This is a genomic window from Bradyrhizobium sp. CCBAU 51765 (assembly GCF_015291725.1).
Classification (GTDB): domain Bacteria; phylum Pseudomonadota; class Alphaproteobacteria; order Rhizobiales; family Xanthobacteraceae; genus Bradyrhizobium; species Bradyrhizobium liaoningense.
Genome location: NZ_CP030038.1, coordinates 3,605,468 through 3,621,738, shown reverse-complemented (window position 1 = coordinate 3,621,738; position 16,271 = coordinate 3,605,468). Strand labels below are relative to the sequence as shown.

General features: G+C 64.9%; 18 protein-coding genes. 10 read left to right on the top strand and 8 right to left on the bottom strand.

The window, feature by feature from the left end:
* Positions 1-10 precede the first annotated feature (10 nt).
* Genes XH96_RS17365 through XH96_RS17355 form a run of 3 tightly spaced genes read left to right on the top strand, consistent with a single transcriptional unit; the run spans position 11 to position 3,972 of the window.
* Positions 11-874 (top strand): ABC transporter permease, encoded by an 864-nt coding sequence (locus XH96_RS17365; protein ID WP_194393519.1) that lies wholly within the window; start codon positions 11-13, stop codon positions 872-874.
* A 13-nt stretch (positions 875-887) separates the two neighbouring features.
* Positions 888-1,685, top strand: coding sequence for an ABC transporter ATP-binding protein (locus tag XH96_RS17360; RefSeq protein WP_194393518.1), 798 nt, complete (start codon positions 888-890; stop codon positions 1,683-1,685).
* Positions 1,686-1,725: 40 nt separating this feature from the next.
* Entirely contained in the window at positions 1,726-3,972 is a 2,247-nt protein-coding gene (locus tag XH96_RS17355; protein WP_194393517.1) for a DUF3604 domain-containing protein, read from the top strand.
* A 427-nt stretch (positions 3,973-4,399) separates the two neighbouring features.
* On the opposite strand, the gene XH96_RS17350 is transcribed toward XH96_RS17355, so the two are convergent.
* Together XH96_RS17350 and XH96_RS17345 are read right to left on the bottom strand one after the other, a co-directional pair.
* Positions 4,400-5,773, bottom strand: coding sequence for a PleD family two-component system response regulator (locus XH96_RS17350; RefSeq protein ID WP_131867980.1), 1,374 nt, complete (start codon positions 5,771-5,773; stop codon positions 4,400-4,402).
* Positions 5,774-5,787: 14 nt separating this feature from the next.
* Positions 5,788-6,153 (bottom strand): response regulator, encoded by a 366-nt coding sequence (locus XH96_RS17345; protein WP_028177873.1) that lies wholly within the window; start codon positions 6,151-6,153, stop codon positions 5,788-5,790.
* Positions 6,154-6,391: 238 nt separating this feature from the next.
* On the opposite strand from XH96_RS17345, the gene XH96_RS17340 reads away from it, so the two are divergent.
* Genes XH96_RS17340 through XH96_RS17330 form a run of 3 tightly spaced genes read left to right on the top strand, consistent with a single transcriptional unit; the run spans position 6,392 to position 8,390 of the window.
* On the top strand, positions 6,392-6,703 hold the full coding sequence (locus XH96_RS17340) for a DUF3572 domain-containing protein (protein WP_061877289.1): 312 nt from the start codon (positions 6,392-6,394) through the stop codon (positions 6,701-6,703).
* A complete protein-coding gene (locus XH96_RS17335) occupies positions 6,700-7,989 on the top strand; it encodes a DNA polymerase IV (protein WP_194393516.1) in 1,290 nt (429 codons plus the stop codon). Before XH96_RS17340 ends, XH96_RS17335 begins: the two co-directional genes overlap by 4 nt.
* A complete protein-coding gene (locus tag XH96_RS17330; RefSeq protein ID WP_194393515.1) occupies positions 7,989-8,390 on the top strand; it encodes an ACT domain-containing protein in 402 nt (133 codons plus the stop codon). The genes XH96_RS17335 and XH96_RS17330 overlap by 1 nt, the downstream gene beginning before the upstream one ends.
* 88 nt (positions 8,391-8,478) lie before the next feature.
* Here XH96_RS17330 and XH96_RS17325 read toward each other — a convergent pair whose 3' ends face one another.
* Positions 8,479-8,880 (bottom strand): RidA family protein, encoded by a 402-nt coding sequence (locus tag XH96_RS17325; protein WP_194393514.1) that lies wholly within the window; start codon positions 8,878-8,880, stop codon positions 8,479-8,481.
* A 204-nt stretch (positions 8,881-9,084) separates the two neighbouring features.
* Positions 9,085-9,930, bottom strand: coding sequence for a cell envelope integrity EipB family protein (locus XH96_RS17320; RefSeq protein ID WP_194393513.1), 846 nt, complete (start codon positions 9,928-9,930; stop codon positions 9,085-9,087).
* 222 nt (positions 9,931-10,152) lie between these two features.
* On the opposite strand from XH96_RS17320, the gene XH96_RS17315 reads away from it, so the two are divergent.
* From XH96_RS17315 to XH96_RS17300, 4 genes are all read left to right on the top strand, one after another.
* Positions 10,153-10,620 (top strand): RidA family protein, encoded by a 468-nt coding sequence (locus XH96_RS17315; RefSeq protein WP_008130072.1) that lies wholly within the window; start codon positions 10,153-10,155, stop codon positions 10,618-10,620.
* Positions 10,621-10,625: 5 nt separating this feature from the next.
* Positions 10,626-11,372 (top strand): glycerophosphodiester phosphodiesterase, encoded by a 747-nt coding sequence (locus XH96_RS17310; RefSeq protein ID WP_194393512.1) that lies wholly within the window; start codon positions 10,626-10,628, stop codon positions 11,370-11,372.
* A 210-nt stretch (positions 11,373-11,582) separates the two neighbouring features.
* Complete coding sequence (locus tag XH96_RS17305) at positions 11,583-12,824, top strand: GNAT family N-acetyltransferase (RefSeq protein ID WP_194393511.1); 1,242 nt, start codon at positions 11,583-11,585, stop codon at positions 12,822-12,824.
* Positions 12,825-12,884: 60 nt separating this feature from the next.
* Positions 12,885-13,310, top strand: a complete 426-nt coding sequence (locus tag XH96_RS17300; RefSeq protein WP_194393510.1) for an HIT family protein — start codon at positions 12,885-12,887, stop codon at positions 13,308-13,310.
* 133 nt (positions 13,311-13,443) lie between these two features.
* On the opposite strand, the gene tsaA is transcribed toward XH96_RS17300, so the two are convergent.
* The 4 genes from tsaA to XH96_RS17280 all read right to left on the bottom strand — a co-directional run bounded on the left by tsaA (position 13,444) and on the right by XH96_RS17280 (position 16,266).
* Positions 13,444-13,935 (bottom strand): tRNA (N6-threonylcarbamoyladenosine(37)-N6)-methyltransferase TrmO, encoded by a 492-nt coding sequence (tsaA, locus tag XH96_RS17295; RefSeq protein WP_131867964.1) that lies wholly within the window; start codon positions 13,933-13,935, stop codon positions 13,444-13,446.
* A 30-nt stretch (positions 13,936-13,965) separates the two neighbouring features.
* Positions 13,966-14,316, bottom strand: a complete 351-nt coding sequence (locus XH96_RS17290) for an AzlD domain-containing protein (RefSeq protein WP_194393509.1) — start codon at positions 14,314-14,316, stop codon at positions 13,966-13,968.
* Entirely contained in the window at positions 14,313-15,053 is a 741-nt protein-coding gene (locus tag XH96_RS17285) for an AzlC family ABC transporter permease (RefSeq protein WP_194393508.1), read from the bottom strand. The genes XH96_RS17290 and XH96_RS17285 overlap by 4 nt, the downstream gene beginning before the upstream one ends.
* A 259-nt stretch (positions 15,054-15,312) precedes the next feature.
* Positions 15,313-16,266, bottom strand: a complete 954-nt coding sequence (locus XH96_RS17280) for a transglycosylase SLT domain-containing protein (protein WP_194393507.1) — start codon at positions 16,264-16,266, stop codon at positions 15,313-15,315.
* Between the last annotated feature and the right edge of the window lie 5 nt (positions 16,267-16,271).

Below are 16,271 nucleotides of genomic sequence, written 5' to 3'. Positions count from 1 at the left end.
AGGCTGACGGATGACGGTCGAAATCGAAGTGACGCCCCGCGAAGGCATGGTCCGCCCGGCGGGCACGTCGGCAGCCGCACATGGTGTCCAGATGATCCGCGCGGGCTTGCGGTTCTGCTGGCCGATCGCAGCCGTGCTGCTGCTGTGGGAAGCCAGCAGCCGCCTCGGTCTGATGAATCCGGTCTTGATGCCGCCTCCCTCGGCGGTCGTGGCCAATATGGTGCGCCTGCTCCACAGTGAGAACGGCGCCCTGCCGGTGCTTCTCAAGCATACACTCGTGAGCTTCGGGCGCATTGCCGTCGGCTACGGGCTAGCCGCTGTCATTTGCACGGCCCTCGGTCTGCTCATGGGCATCAACCGAAGCGTTCATGCCTTCTTCGACCCGATCATCACCGTCATGATGCCGATTCCGACGCTTGCCTGGGTGCCGATCATCATCCTGTGGCTCGGCATGACGGACGCGACGATCATTTTCGTGATCTTTCTCGCCGGTCTCTTTCCGATCATCTACAACTCGGCCGCGGGCGTGCGAGGCATCTCGAAGAAGCATCTGTGGGCCGCCGAGCTGATGGGCGCGAGCCATTTCAAGCTGTTCTTCAAGGTCCTGCTGCCGGGAGCGCTGCCCTCGATCATCACCGGCCACATCCTCGCCGTGAGCAACGGCTGGCGCGCTCTGGTGGGCGCCGAGATGCTGGCGGGCTCGGGCTGGGGCCTCGGCTATCTGATCTTCGACGCCCGAACCTTCATGGACACTGAAACGGTCTATGGCGGCATCGTCATGATCGCGTTGCTCGGCCTCTTGATCGAGAAAGGTCTGTTCCGTCCGCTGCAACGCTACACGATCGAGCGTTGGGGCACCGTCCGCGCCGCCTGAGGAGAGCCAATCCATGACAATCTCGACGCAGATCGACTCGTCCGCGCCCAAGCTCGACGTCATTCATGTCGCGAAGAGCTTTCGCACGGCGGACGGAGAGATGGTGCATGCCATCGGCGATGCCGAGCTCAAGATCGCGGAGGGCGAATTCGCCGCCTTCATCGGCCCGTCCGGCTGCGGCAAATCGACATTGCTCTACATGATCGCCGGCTTCGAGCACCCCTCTTCCGGCACGGTCTCGATGAACGGACGGACCGTCGACAGGCCGATGCCGGACCGCGGTATCGTCTTTCAGGAATATGTCCTGTTTCCCTGGCTGACGGTCGAAGGCAACATCCGCTTCGGGCTCGACGTCCAGGGACGTCGGGATGCCGCATCCGATGAGCGCGTGCGGCATCTGATTTCGCTCGTGGGACTCAAAGGCTTCGAGAAGGCTTTTCCGCACACCTTGTCCGGCGGGATGCAGCAACGCGTGGCGATCGCGCGCGCGCTGGCTTACGACCCAGAGGTCATGCTGATGGACGAGCCGTTCGGCGCCCTGGACGCGCAAACCAAGCGTCGTCTCATCAATGACTTCATTCGCATCTGGGAGGACAACCGCAAAACCGTCGTGTTCGTCACCCATTCGGTCGAGGAAGCGCTGCTTCTCGCCGATAAGGTTTACTTGTTCTCCGCGAGGCCTTCCAGGATCAAGCAGGTGTTTGAAGTCAACCTGCCGCGGCCTCGGGACATCACCGCACCGGAATTCCTGGAGATCGAAACGGCCCTTCTGGCCAGTCTCGATGAAGAAGTCGCCAGGATGATGGAATGAGCCGGTCATCGTCGATCACAAGAACCGAGAAGAACGTCACATGATCTGCAAGGACTACCTGCCCGCCCAGATGGGAACGATGTCGCTGGACCAGATAGACCCGGTCGCGGCCGGCTCGGTGCAGAGTCTCACCTTCGTGTACACGGCGGGCGATTTCGGCATCGACGACACCGGCGGGCTCCGCGTCTGCTGGCGCACGACCTCCGATATGGGCAAGCCGCAGTTCAGCGATCCCGAGGCTCTCAACTACACGACCATCGAGGCCTCGAACGGCGCCAAGCTCGAATATTCCGTTGATCGCAGCGGCGTCCGCCCCTGGGCCAACAGCTTGACCGTTCGGGTCGGCCGCGGCTTTCTGCGCAAGGGCGAGACCATCACGATCAGGATGGGCGACCGCAGGGCGGGATCGCCAGGCATTCGGCTTCAGACGGCGGTCGAGCATTTTCAGTTCAAGACCCTCGTCGACGCATTCGCGACCAATCAGTACACCGAGCTGCCGCTCTCACCCCACATCCGCCTCGTACCGGGAGAAGCGGTGCGCTGGCGCGCGAGCTTGCCGAGCCAGAACATCCTTGGCGAAAGTTTCCGGCTGTGCATCGCGGCCGAAGACATCTGGGGCAACCCGACGGCGCAGGGAGCGCAGCCCGTTCGCCTGACCGCGTCTTCAAGCATTTCCGGACTGCCGGAGCATGCGCTCGCCGTTGGCGAACGCGGGACCCTGGTCATCGACGGCTTGAAGGCCCTCAAGCCAGGCGACCTGCGCATTGACGTCCGAGCGGCTGGGGATCGACACGTCCTGTGCACCTCGACCCCCGCGAGGATCGTTGACGGCGCTCCTTTTTGGCATTTCTGGGGAGACCTGCACGGGCAGAGCGGCGAGACAATCGGCACCAATCCTGTAAGGGACTACTTCCTGTTCGGCCGCGACCAGGCGTTTCTCGACGTGATCGGACATCAAGGCAACGATTTTCAGATCACCGACGGTTTCTGGGCCGAGCTCAACGCGCTCACGGCCGAGCTCTACGAGCCTGGCCGGTTCGTCACCCTGCCCGGCTATGAATGGTCGGGCAACACCGGCATGGGCGGCGATCGCAATGTGTTCTACCGCCGCGAAGGCAGGCCGATCCACCGCTCCTCGCGCATTCTCGTCGATGATGCCGCCGACGCAGACTGCTATACGGCTGGCGCACTGTTCGACACCTTGGCGCAGGCCAGAGAGGATGCGGTCGTGATCGCGCATGTCGGCGGGCGATACGCCGATCTCGGCGTCGCGCACGACGGTCGCCTCGAACGCGCCGTCGAGATCCATTCGAGCTGGGGCACGTTTGAATGGCTTCTCCACGACGCCTTCGATCTCGGGCACCGCCCCGGCATCGTCTGCCACAGTGACGACCACAAGGGACGCCAGGGCGCGACCCAACCCGGCGCATCGACGTTTGGCGCCATCGGCGGCCTCACCTGCTATCTGGCAACGGAACTGACTCGCGACGGCGTCTTCGACGCGCTACGCGCGCGCCGGCAATACGGCACGACGGGAACGCGCCTCTACATGAATGTGAACGGCACCTTCGACACACCAGTCGCGATCTACGCCGACGATCCGTTGCTCGGAGCGACGGAGTCCCGGCGCGGCACCAGCGTCCTGATGGGCGCGGTGGTGGCACCCAACCGAACCGGGTTGAGCCTGGACGTCGATGTCTCCGGCTCGGCACCGATCGAGCGCATCGACATCTTCCACGGCAAGGAGGTCGCCGAGACGTTCCGTCCCTACACCGCCGCTGATCTCGGCCGACGCATCCGCGTGATGTGGAGCGGCGCAGAGTATCGGGGCCGCGGCCGGGAAACCTCATGGACTGGCAAGGCTCGGCTCTCGGGCAACCGCATCAAGCAGGTCAAAGCGATCAACTTCCTCAACCCGCAGCAGCCCTTGTCCTGGTCGGACGGCGAAAACATCGTCTCCTGGAAATCCGTGACGACAGGCAACATGGCGGGCTTCGATGTTCTCGTCGAAGACAAGGCTGTGGGACATCTGGCGATCGAAACCAATCTTGCCTCGCTCGACGTCGACTTGGCATCTCTCGGTTCCGACGAACGTGTGATCGAAGCCGGAGGGCTGGCACGGCGGCTGCGCGTCTGGCGACTGCCGGAAAACGGCAGCGCGATGTCTATGCGGATCCGGCATCGCGTCGAGGGACGTGATCTCCAGGCGGACTTGCCGGTCTACGTACGTGTGACTCAGGAAGACGGTCACCAGGCCTGGTCCAGCCCGATCTATCTCATTCCTTGAGGCTCTGCTTCGAGCTGCCAAACAGGAGCCGGGACCGCACCGCTGGGATTCCGCGCATAATTTGACTTGCACCAGCTGTGGGGAAGGCAGCGCACGCCGCACCAACCGCTTCCACGCATGGCACGGTGTCATCACCCGCGGGTGCTCCAGTATTCCAGAGATGGTTGTGATGGAGCCGACAGTCTGCGGCGTACTGGATTCCCCGCTTTCGCGGGGAATGACAGCGGAGTTTATGGAGGAAGCGCGGGCGCCTGACTACTCGTCAGGACCATTTCGCGACGCTACCAACATGCTCCTGTTTTGCCCGACAAGTCAAATCGCGCCGCCGACAGCGCAATTCTTTTGGCTACCCGCGTAACCCATTGATCCGACTAACGCCGGCTACTGTGCATGGGGTTGTTTTCGCAATTTCTGTGTCGTGGCGGCCTCAGGCCGCGTGCGACACCACGCGATTGCGGCCGTCGTGTTTGGCGCGATAGAGCGCCGTGTCGGCGCGCTTGAGGACGTCGGCAACCGCCTCGCCCTTCCGCTCCAGCGTGGTGAGGCCGATCGAGATCGTGACCTCGATGCGCTTGGTGCCCTTGTGGATCGCGAACGGCTCGCCGGCGATCGAGCGGCGCAGGCGTTCGGCGACCATGCCGGCGACGTGAAGATCGGTCTCCGGCATCACGATGACGAACTCCTCGCCGCCGTAGCGGCAGGCGAGATCGATGCCGCGGATCGACTTGCGCACGCGCACCGCGAACTCGCGCAGCACGTCGTCGCCGGCGTCGTGGCCGTAATTGTCGTTGATCGACTTGAAGTAGTCGATGTCGAGGATCATCAGCGCCAGGGGCTTGCCGCGGATCGAGGCCTGCTCGGCGAGGGTCGCGAGATGGCTCTCCATGTAGCGACGATTGTGCAGACCGGTAAGCGCGTCGGTGATCGCCATCTCGATCGAGTTCTGCACGTTGTCGCGCAGGTGATCGGTGTAGCGGCGGCGGCGGATCTGGGTGCGGGCGCGGGCCAGCAGCTCGGTCTTGTCGATGGGGCGCAGCAGATAGTCGTTGACGCCGATCTCGAGGCCGCGGAGCAGCCGCGTCGAGTTCTCGGGGTCGGCGATGGCCAGGATCGGCACATGCCGCGTGCGCTCCAGCGAGCGCGCCTGGCTGCACAGCCTGAGGCCGTCGAAATTGTTGAGGTCGAGCGAGACGATCAGGAGGTCGTAGTTGCCCTCGGCGGCGTGGAACAGCGCCTCCGTCGGGTTTGGCTCGACGTCGATGGTGTGCTCGGCGGCGAGGATGGTCGCCAGCCGCTCGTAGGAGGACTCGCGGTCGTCCACCAGCAGGATGCGGCCCCCCTTCCCGGTGTCGGCCACGGCGCTGCGCTCCGGCGTCTGCATGCCGATCTCGAGCGAGGTGATGGCGCGCATGCGCAGCTCGTCGGTCATCATCTTCAGCCGGGTCAGCGAGCGCACGCGCGCGATCAGCACGACGTCGGAGACGGGCTTGGTGAGGAAGTCGTCGGCACCGGCTTCCAGGCCGCGGTTGCGGTCGGCGGGGCTGTCGAGCGCTGTCACCATGACGACGGGAATGTGGTGCGTGGCGGGATCGGTCTTGAGGCGGCGGCAGACTTCAAAGCCATCCATGTCGGGCATCATCACGTCGAGCAGGATGATGTCGCATTCGGCACGCCTTGAGATCGCCAGCGCCTCGGTGCCGTTCGAAGCGGTCATCACGTCGAAATATTCGGCGGACAGGCGGGCTTCGAGGAGTTTGACGTTGGCAGGAACGTCATCGACAACCAGGATACGCGCGGACACTTTGAACTCACTTCCTATCCGATAAAACGCCGGACCGTCTCAATGAATTTGCCGACCGAGATCGGCTTGGACAAATAGGCCTCGCAGCCGCCCTCGCGGATGCGCTCTTCGTCGCCCTTCATCGCGAATGCCGTGACCGCGACGATGGGAATGGCGCGCAGCTCCGGATCGTCCTTGATCCAGCGCGTCACCTCGAGGCCGGAGACCTGCGGCAACTGGATATCCATCAGCACGAGGTCAGGCCGCATCTTGCGAACGAGATCGAGCGCCTCGTAACCGTTGCTGGTGCCCGAAGTCTGATAACCATGCGCCTCCAACAGGTCGCGGAAGAGCTTCATGTTGAGCTCGTTGTCTTCCACGATCAGGACGGTCTTAGCCATCCCGTCCTCCTGATTGGCACGAAGCCGGATACATGTGACGCCTCAGGCGCCGCTTTCCGGCGCTTCGAAAACTGGATTCAAACTAGCCTCAGATTCGCTCTAGTTTCGTTAAAGCCGAGGGGCCACTTTCTGCGATGTGGTTTCCAGTTGCTTGCCCCCGGGTCGCAAGACTCAAGGCGGAGACTCGGGCATGATGCAAAGTAGACACCGAAAGTTAACGGAAAGGCAAATCGGGCCCGTGAAAAAGCCTGTTCACAACCCCCGCGAAGTCGCTGAAATCGTTGCGATTCAGGCGCTGTCCTTCGTCGCGAGCGAGCCCGAGCGGCTGGGCCTGTTCCTGGCTGAGACAGGTGTGGGCCCGGAGACCCTCCGGAACGCCGCCTCGGACCCGAATTTCCTCCTCAACGTGCTCGATTTCGTGCTGCGCGATGACGCCACCGTGAAGGCCTTCGCGAGCGCCTCGGAGCTGCATCCGACCAACGTTGCCGCAGCGCGGCAGGTCCTCGGGGACGCGCTCGGCGACCCCTCCTGGGAGCGCGACGTGCCGTGACGGCCGCCGACCCGGCCGGGCCCCGCTGCTTCTGCCGGGATTGTCTGGCCGACCTGGATATGGAGGTGCGGCGCTGCTCGGCCTGCGGTTCCCCTCGCCTCGTCCGCCACCGCGCGCTGGCGGGCCTGACCATCGCCCATATCGACTGCGACGCCTTCTACGCGACGGTCGAGAAGCGCGACAATCCTGACATCGCCGACAGGCCCGTCATCATCGGCGGGGGGAAACGCGGCGTGGTGTCGGCCGCCTGCTACATCGCCCGCACCTATGGCGTGCGCTCGGCGATGCCGATGTTCAAGGCGCTGGAGGCCTGCCCGCATGCCACCGTGATCCGGCCGGACATGGCCAAATATGTCCGCGTCGGCCGCGAGGTGCGCCAGGCCATGCAGGCGCTGACGCCGCTGGTCGAGCCGCTCTCGATCGATGAAGCCTTCCTCGATCTCTCCGGCACCGAACGGGTGCACGGCATGATCCCGGCAAAGGTGCTGGCGCGCTTCGCCCGCGACATCGAGCGTGACATCGGCATCACCGTCTCGGTCGGCCTGTCCTGCAACAAGTTCCTGGCCAAGATCGCCTCCGATCTCGACAAGCCCCGCGGCTTTGCCGCACTCGACCAGGAGGAAGCCCGTCTGATGCTGGCTTCGAGGCCGGTCGGCTTCATCTTCGGCGTGGGACCAGCGACGCAGGAGCGCCTCGTGCAGCGCGGCTTCCGCATCATCGCCGACCTGCAGAAGGCCGACGAGATCGAGATGATGCGGCAGTTTCCGAGCGACGGCCGCCGGCTGTGGCGGCTCGCGCGCGGCATCGACGACCGCCGCGTCGAGCCTGACCGCGGCGCCAAGACGATCTCCAGCGAAACCACCTTCGAGACCGACATCCGCGATTTCGCGACGCTGGAGAAGATATTGTGGCGACTGTGCGAGAAGACCTCGTCACGCCTCAAGAGCAGCGAGCTTGCGGGCTCGACCGTCACGCTGAAGCTGAAGACCGCCGATTTCCGCCAGCGCACGCGCTCGCAGTCCATTGCGGCCCCGACCCAGCTCGCAGCAAAGATCTTCTCGATCTGCCGCGAGATGCTGGCCAAGGAGATCGACGGCACCGCCTTCCGCCTGATGGGCGCCGGCGTCAGCGCGCTGCGCGAAGGCTCAGCGAGCGACGATACCGACATGCTCGACCGCCGCGCCGCGCACGCCGAGCGCGCGGTGGACAGCCTGCGCAAGAAATTCGGCAGCGCCGCGGTGATCCGCGGCATCGCCTATGACGGGCCGGAGAAGGCGCAGGAGTGATGTCAGGTGAACGCGATCTCCGGATGCTGCTGCGACACATGAAGCCGAAGCTGCAGCCGGGCATCTTCGTGTTCTGCACGATCCCGGCAGGGCAGCGCGTGCCCTCAGCACTCAATCCCCTCCTGACGTTCCGCGAGCAGGAGGGCACAACGGTCGTAGCATTCCTGGAGGATGCCGAACGCGCGGGACTGCGCTACGAATTCGCCTCACGCTTGATCACGCTCACGGTTCCCTCGGCGCTCGATGCGGTCGGCTTCCTGGCGGCCATCACCGCGCGTCTCGCCGAAGCCGGCATCAGCGTGAATGCTGTTTCGGCGTTCCACCACGACCATCTCTTCGTACCCGTTGACCATGCGCATGAGGCGATAGCCGTTCTGCAAGAGCTGTCCATAGCAACGTAGAATGGGTAGAGCGCAGCGAAACCCATCAAGCTCCATCCACGCGGCAAGGACGATGGGTTTCGCTGCGCTCTCCCCATCCTACAGTCCCTCAATCCGCGACTGCGACCGCCTCGATCTCGATCAGCCATTCCGGCGCGGCGAGCGCGGAGACGCCGACGAGCGTCGAGGCCGGCGGCTCCATGCCTTCGAAAAAGGCGGAGCGGGCCTTGCCGATGATCGGGCGCAGCTCCGGCTTGTAGTTCACGACGAACGTCGTGATCTTGACGATGTTGGCGTAGGTCGCCCCCGCCGCCTTCAGCGCGAGGCCGAGGTTCTGCATCACCTGCGTCGTCTGCGCGGCGATATCGCCCTCGCCGACGATGCGCCCCTCCTCATCCACCGACACCTGGCCGGAGATGTAGATGGTGCGCGCACCGGTCGCGGTCACGACGTGGGAATAGGCCGGATTGTGATGCAGGCCGCTGGGGCGGAGATGGTCGAGCTTCGGCATGGGCTGGCTCCCGGAATTCGTGGTTCGGAGGAGCGTAGCTGGAGAGCGAGCTGAGAGCTAGCCCGTCATTGCGAGGAGCGAAGCGACGAAGCAATCCAGAATCGTTCCGCGGAGGGATTCTGGATTGCTTCGCGGAGCCTGTCATCGGGCCGCGCGCCGCGCGGACCCGTTGGCTCGCAATGACGGAGGAGAGAGCACGCCCCCTCAATTGCAGGGCTTGCTATCCTTGACGTCGAACTTGCCCATCGAACCCGAGATCACGAAATCGTTGTAGTCGAGCACGAGCTGGCGCGAGACGCCGTTCTCGTAGAGCTCGAACGACATCGCATAGACCGGCGTCTGCTCGCCCTCTTTCTGCTGGGCGTCGCGATCGAAATAGCTGACGGTGACGGGCCAGCGCTTCATCGATTTCATGTGCTCGTCCGAGGTCGACGGATCGGACGAGGTGGCGCGGTCGGCGGGGATCGGCTGGCCGATCACGGTCAGCGTGTTGTAGACTTTCTGGCCGTCGTCCGAGCCGTCATAGACGGAGAGCTCGAGCAGCGACTTGCCTTCCTTGGCGGCGGCGATGATGCGCTGGATCTGCTCGGTCGGGAACACGATCTTGCCGTCGAGTGTAAAGCTCTTCGGCGCCGGCAGCTTCAGCTTGACGTTTATGTGGTCGCCGTCGCGCTCGGCCGAACCGTCGACGCGGCCGGCATCCACCTCGTTCATGCGCGTCTCGATCTTGAAGCGGTAGCTCTTGCCGGCGGCGTCCTCCCAGGAATTGGAGCGGAGGTCGCTGAGCGTGACCTTGCCCTCGCCGCTGTCGAGCTCGGAAACCTGGCGGAATTCCGAGGTATAGCCCTCGCAGGCGTTCCCCGTGAAATTGTAGAGGATGCGGCCGCGGGCACTGTTGACCGAATTGGAGCGCGATTTGACGAGATTGAGGTCATACAGCGCCTGGTGCGCGAGGAACGGACCATTGGCGGCCAACGCCCCGCCGCCGGGGCCGAAAGCGGCCGCCGCGAGCGCCATCACACCGAGCGAAGTCCGGAAAAGGTGCACCATGTCTGTTCCCTGAGGAAAGCGCAGATTCGACATTTTAATGACCGTTCCATTGCGTCGCAACTGAGGCCGTTTCACGTAAAGTTGCCCCTTCGCGTTGGCCAGCCTCAACAAAATGCGCCCCCTTCCGGTTGCTTGCATGTGACGGCACGATGGGCGAAACAGGGCGCGCCCGGCCTTCAAACGGACGCGCCGGGGCAATGATTTTGGACAACGAGGTCGGACATGGCGGGCACGGTCGAGCAGAAACTGGCGGAACAGGGCATCAAGCTGCACGAGGCGCCCACTCCCGTCGCCAACTACGTCCCGTTCGTGCGCACCGGCAATCTGCTGTTCGTCTCCGGCCAGGTCTGCTTCGACCCCGCCGGCAAGCTGATCGCCAAGGGCAAGCTCGGTGCTGGGGTCTCCATTGAAGAGGGCGCGGCGGCCGCGCGTGGCTGCGCGGTGAACCTGCTGGCCCAGGTCAAGGCGGCGCTCGGCGATCTCGACAAGGTCGTGCGGGTGGTGCGCCTCGGCGGCTTCATCAACTCGGCGCCAGACTTCCTCGACGGGCCGAAGGTGCTCAACGGCGCCTCCGACCTGATGGTCGCCGCCTTCGGCGACAAGGGCCGCCATGCCCGGACCACCGTCGGGGTCGCCTCGTTGCCCGCCGATGCGGCGGTCGAGGTCGAAGGCGTGTTCGAGGTCGCCTGACACGAATGCGCGCTCCGGATTGGCTGACAGCCCGGCCGGTCGCCCATCGCGGCCTGCACGACATTTCGCGCGGCATCGTCGAGAACATGCCGGCCGCGGTGCAGGCTGCGATTGCGGGCAATTTCACGATCGAGGTCGATATCCAGCTCTCGTCCGACGGCGAGGCCATGGTGCATCACGATCACGCGCTGGGCCGCCTCACCGAGGCCACCGGGGACGTCATCTCGAAGACCGCGGCGGAGCTGAAGGCGGTCAGGTTCAGGGACACCGACGAGCGGATGATGTCGCTCAGCGACCTCTGCGCCATCGTCGCTGGGCGCGTACCGCTGGTGATCGAGGTGAAGAGTCATTTTGGCGGCGACCGCAAGCTGGTGAAGCGGATGGCTGAAGTCTTGGCGTCCTATGACGGCCCGGCGGTCGGCATGTCGTTCGATCCCGACCAGGTGCTGGCGCTGCGCCAATTGCTGCCCTCCCGTCCGCGCGGCATCGTCGCGCAACGGACCTATGAGGATGAGTATTGGGCTGACCTGACGCAGCAGCAGCGCGACAGCATGCTGTACCTGCGCCACGGCTTCCAGACCCAGCCCCACTTCGTCGCTTTCAAGGTCGACCACCTCCCGGCCCCCGCCCCCTGGATCGCCCGCAACGTCTTCGGCTGCGCCCTGCTCGGCTGGACCGTGCGCACCCCGGAGCAGCGGACGCGGGTCGCCCAGTATGCGGATCAGATGATCTTCGAGGGGTTTGTGCCGTAGAGGCGTCGTCGTCGCCGCACATAAGCTCTCGTGTCCCGGACGCGCTGCAACGCATCGCTGTGCAGAGCCGGACCCATCTCTCCGCGAGCGCGCTGCCACCTGGCCCCCGGCTCAGCAGCGCACCACCAGGTATTGCGCTGCGTCCGGGGCACGAGACCTGTGTTCCTCCACCCCTTGAAGTCGCTGCTGCAATGCACGATCTTGGGCGCAATGGCATCATCCGACATTACGCTCGAGGCCGTACCATCCATCGGCGAAGTCTCGCCCGAGGATTGGGACGCCTGCGCCAATCCCGGCAAGGCTTGCAAGGGGCATGGCCTGGGAACCTCATCCGTCCTTCCAGGCGATTCCCTCGGCCTCTCAAGTCCTGCCTATAACCCCTTCGTCTCGCACGCATTTCTATCCGCCGCCGAGAAATCGGGTTCGGCGACCATCCGCACCGGCTGGGGTCCGCGGCATCTGGTGGCCAAGCTCGACGGCCGCGTCGTCGGCGTCGTGCCCTGCTATCTGAAATCGCACTCGCAAGGCGAATACGTCTTCGACCGCGGCTGGGCAGACGCTTATGAGCGCGCGGGCGGGCGCTACTATCCAAAGCTCCAGGTCTCGGTGCCGTTCACCCCGGCCACGGGACCGCGGTTGCTGGTCCGCGACGGCATCGACCGCGAGCGGATCACTGAGGCGCTGGCGAGCGGGCTGGTGGCGCTGTGCGGCGTCAGCAAGGCGTCCTCGGTCCACGTCACCTTCGCGCGCGAGGCCGAATGGAAGCTGCTCGCAGAGCACGGCTTCCTCCAGCGCACCGACCAGCAGTTCCACTGGCACAACGAGGGGTTTACGAGCTTCGACGATTTCCTGGCGACGCTGAACTCCCGCCACCGCAAATCGATCAAGCGCGAGCGGCGCGACGCGCTGGCCGCGGGGATCACGATCCACTGCCTCACGGGCAAGGACATCACCGAGGACGCCTGGGATGCCTTCTTCGAATTCTACATGGAGACCGGCTCGCGAAAATGGGGCCGGCCTTACCTGACGCGCGAGTTCTTCTCACTGATCGGCGAGACCATGAGCGCGGACGTGCTGCTGGTGATGGCCCGCCGCAACGGCCGCTGGATCGCGGGTGCGATCAACTTCATCGGCTCGGACACGCTGTTCGGCCGCAACTGGGGCGCGGTCGAGCATCATCCGTTCCTGCATTTCGAGGTCTGCTACTATCAGGCGATCGACTTCGCGATCAGACACGGCCTGAAGCATGTCGAGGCCGGCGCGCAGGGCGAACACAAGATCGCGCGCGGCTACCTGCCGCGTACCACCTACTCCGCCCACTTCATCGCCGATCCGGGCCTGCGCCGCGCCATCGACGATTACCTCAAGCGCGAGCGCGCCTATGTCGCGGAGGCCGGACGGGAGCTCGCCGAGCTCGGCCCGTTCCGCAAGGGCGCCGATGAGGCGCCTTGACGCCTCGCCGCCGCTGGTGACAGTAAGTGCAAAATCTCGAGGAGCCGCCGAGGAGCTATCATGACCGCCTACGACACCAACAACATCTTCGCAAAGATTCTGCGCGGCGAGCTGCCCTGCTACAAGGTCTACGAGGACGAGCACGTGCTGGCCTTCCTCGACATCATGCCGCGCACGCCCGGCCACACCCTCGTGATCCCCAAGGCCCCTGCCCGCAACATCCTCGACATCAAGCCGGACGACTACGCCCATGTCGCCCGCGCCGCGCACAAGATCGCGGCCGCCGCGATGAAGGCGTTCAACGCTGACGGCATCACCGTGCAGCAGTTCAACGAGCCTGCCGGAGGACAGGTGGTGTTTCACCTGCACATGCATGTGATGCCACGCCACGACGGCGTCGCCATGCTGCCGCCAGCGAGCCGCATGGAAGACGCCAAGGTGCTGGAAGAGCACGCGGCCAAGCTGATCGCGGCGTTGAAGGGTTGATCGTCATTCCGGGGCGCGCGTAGCGCGAGCCTGGAATCCATTTCACCACCGTCTCGCCGCCCAATGGATTCTCAGGTGCGCAATTGCGCACCATAGCTCGTGGCTTCGGCACGCCCCGGAATGACGGAGGAAATCACTCCATCTCGAAATCGCCCTTCTGCGGCGCGGCCAGTGGCGTGAACTCGCAGCGGTCGGGCTTGAGATCGATCAGCGGTGTGTTGTCGAGGCAATCGAGCCCACGCACCAGGATCGCATTGCCCTCGATGCCGACCAGCTTCACGATCGACGTGCCGATCGGGTTGGGCCGAACCGGCGAGCGCAGCGAGAACGTGCCGCGGGTCTTCTCGTTATTCTTCGGGCTTTGCAGGATGATGTCGCGGCGCGACTGGTCGAGCCAGTAGAGCACTTCGAGATTGCTGTAGAAATCGACGCCCTTGATCGCTGGCACGAACGGCTCGAAGATCTCGAGCCGGCATATCGGGCCGTCCTGACGCCCCTGCCGCGGCGTTTCCAGGCGCGACGTCCAGGGCGTGCGGATACGGCCGATGAAGACGAGGCCGGCATCCTGCGTCGGCGGCAGCTCGATGGCGACCTCGCCCTCGCGTAGCTCCTGTTCGCGAACCATGTTTCAGTTCCTTGCTGTTCGCCGGCGGTTTTAGCCCAACCACCACTTGCCGGCCAGCATGAAGACTTCGCCCGTGACCACGCCGGCGAAGATCGAGCGGCGGGTCAGCAGGAAGACGACGAGTCCGGCGCCGACCGCGCCATAGCGCAGCACGTCAGGTACAGTGGAAAGCGCCCCTGGCGGCTCCACCACGATCTGGGCGATGACACCGGCCAGGATCGCGGTCGCGACCGCCCGCACCCAGACCAGGAGCTCCGAGCCCTCGTCGATGCCGCCGCCGAACCACAGCCCCAGCATGCGCCAGATCTGGTTCGGAACGACGCCGGCGACGAACAGCACGGCGAGCGCGTGCCAGTCGCCGATGAGCTGTGCAAAGCTCATGCGCGCACCTCCCGCCACCAATGCACGCCATAAGCGATCGTGCCGGCCGCGACACCGCTGACGAGGATGTCGAGGCCGGAGTTCATCCTGGCGGCCAGCGGATAGAGCACGATCCCGAGCGCCAGCGCGACGACGTCGGCGACCTCGCGGCTGTTGCGCGCGGTCGAGAACAGGAAGGACAGCGGCGTCAGCAGCAGGATCGCCGCTCCCAGCGTCTGGGTCAGATTGGCGGCGAGGAAATAGCCGACGGTGTTGGCGACGAGGCACACCGATACGAGGCCACAGCCGAGCCCGTGGACGAAGGCGATGCGCCGCTCCCGCGGCACAAGCGGCAGGAAGCGATGGCACTCGACCCACAGCGTCACCGCCGTCAGATGCGCGGCGAAGACCAGCTCGCGTCGTTTCGTCGTCGGCGTCCGCATCAGCGGCAGCACCGACACGACCATCGGAAACAGCCGAATGGCGCTCACCGTCACCGCGATCGCGGACTGGATGATGGTCGCGCCCGAGCCGAGCGTCGTGATGAGAATGATCTGCGCGGGACCGGCCCAGACGAACAGCGTCGAGGCGAGCGCCCAGACCAGGCTGAAATGGGTGTCGTGAGCAAGCGCGCCGATGCCGAGATAGGTCACGAACAGCACGATGGTGAGGATCGTCTGCGTGATCGAACGCAGTCCCCACGCAAACGCGCGCCACGGACTTTGCCATTGAGGGGAATCGAGCGGAGGAAGCGCCACGGGAGTGTCGATCGGGGTTACGGAATCGTGCCTGCATAACGGGCAATGGGGGCATCCGCGTCAAGGAAGCCGGCGGCGGGGCTGGCATGCGTAGCGCCGACACCCACAGCGGTCATTCCCGGGCGGGACGAAATCGCGAGCTATGGTGCGCAATTGCGCACCTGAGAATCCATTGGGCCGCAGAGACTGCCGTGCGAGGGATTCCGGGCTCGCGCCGAAGAGGGCGCGCCCCGGAATGACCAGCGGAGAGAGACGCGCCCTACCCGCTCACACCCTTGTTCTTCAGCACGAAGCAGGCGCCGCCTGCCTTGCGGATGCGGTTGCACAGATCATCGGCCTCGGCTCTGGTATCCGCGCCGATACGGACCTGGTAGAAGGCGCGCGTGCCGCGGCTGCGCATCACCGAGCTTAGCAGGCTCGGGTCACGCTCGCCGATCACGGCGCTCAGTTTCGTGACCGCCCTGGAATACATCGCCAGCGCCTTGTTGCGGTCGAAGCCGGCCGCGAGCTGCACCCCCCAGATCTTTGCAGCGGCAAGCTCCACATGCTGCTCGAGCTCGGCGACAAACGGGTTCGGCGCGCGCTTGAGCAGCGCCATCAGATCACGGCAGCTCGTCGGAGGTGAACTCGGCGGCCCCTTGCCGGTGCTGCCTGCCTTGGCCCAGGCATCGACGCTGGTGCCGGTGATGGCGAAGACGTAGTTGCGGGTTTGCTCCGGCATCGGCCCGGTGCCAGCAAGCCATTCCTGCACACGCCGCGGACCAGCATTGTAGGCCGCCGCGGCGAGGCCGAGATTGCCGAACTGGTTGCGCAGCTCGTTCAAAAACTCGGCAGACTTCGGCAATGCCTGCACCGGATTGAATGGATTGAGCAGCCCGCGCTCGCTTGCAGTCCCCGGCATGAACTGCGCGATCCCTTGTGCGTGCTCGCCGTTGCGCGTCATGGGGCCGACCGCATCGGCCTGGAAGCGGCTCTCCTGCCAGATCACCCGGGCGAAAAATTCGAGCGGGAGATTGGCATCGCGCGCAGCCGCCTCCACGATCAGGCAGATCGACTCCCGCGTGTCGCTCTCGCGCGCGTCTGCGGGCTTCTCCGCAGGCTTCGCGGGTTCCTCGGCATTGGAAGGCACGACGGGGGACGGCGTTTCCTCCGCGAGCACCGGCGACAGCACGACGGCGTGGCACAAGACTGCGATGACCCGAGCTATTCGCATGGCAT

Excerpts from the sequence above, each read along its gene's own strand:
- XH96_RS17365 (WP_194393519.1), top strand. The coding sequence starts at position 11 with ATGACGGTCGAAATCGAAGTGACGCCCCGCGAAGGCATGGTCCGCCCG.
- XH96_RS17360 (WP_194393518.1), top strand. The coding sequence starts at position 888 with ATGACAATCTCGACGCAGATCGACTCGTCCGCGCCCAAGCTCGACGTC.
- XH96_RS17355 (WP_194393517.1), top strand. The coding sequence starts at position 1,726 with ATGATCTGCAAGGACTACCTGCCCGCCCAGATGGGAACGATGTCGCTG.
- XH96_RS17345 (WP_028177873.1), bottom strand. The coding sequence starts at position 6,153 with ATGGCTAAGACCGTCCTGATCGTGGAAGACAACGAGCTCAACATGAAG.
- XH96_RS17330 (WP_194393515.1), top strand. The coding sequence starts at position 7,989 with ATGTCAGGTGAACGCGATCTCCGGATGCTGCTGCGACACATGAAGCCG.
- XH96_RS17325 (WP_194393514.1), bottom strand. The coding sequence starts at position 8,880 with ATGCCGAAGCTCGACCATCTCCGCCCCAGCGGCCTGCATCACAATCCG.
- XH96_RS17320 (WP_194393513.1), bottom strand. The coding sequence starts at position 9,930 with ATGGTGCACCTTTTCCGGACTTCGCTCGGTGTGATGGCGCTCGCGGCG.
- XH96_RS17315 (WP_008130072.1), top strand. The coding sequence starts at position 10,153 with ATGGCGGGCACGGTCGAGCAGAAACTGGCGGAACAGGGCATCAAGCTG.
- XH96_RS17310 (WP_194393512.1), top strand. The coding sequence starts at position 10,626 with ATGCGCGCTCCGGATTGGCTGACAGCCCGGCCGGTCGCCCATCGCGGC.
- XH96_RS17305 (WP_194393511.1), top strand. The coding sequence starts at position 11,583 with ATGGCATCATCCGACATTACGCTCGAGGCCGTACCATCCATCGGCGAA.
- XH96_RS17300 (WP_194393510.1), top strand. The coding sequence starts at position 12,885 with ATGACCGCCTACGACACCAACAACATCTTCGCAAAGATTCTGCGCGGC.
- tsaA (WP_131867964.1), bottom strand. The coding sequence starts at position 13,935 with ATGGTTCGCGAACAGGAGCTACGCGAGGGCGAGGTCGCCATCGAGCTG.
- XH96_RS17290 (WP_194393509.1), bottom strand. The coding sequence starts at position 14,316 with ATGAGCTTTGCACAGCTCATCGGCGACTGGCACGCGCTCGCCGTGCTG.
- XH96_RS17280 (WP_194393507.1), bottom strand. The coding sequence starts at position 16,266 with ATGCGAATAGCTCGGGTCATCGCAGTCTTGTGCCACGCCGTCGTGCTG.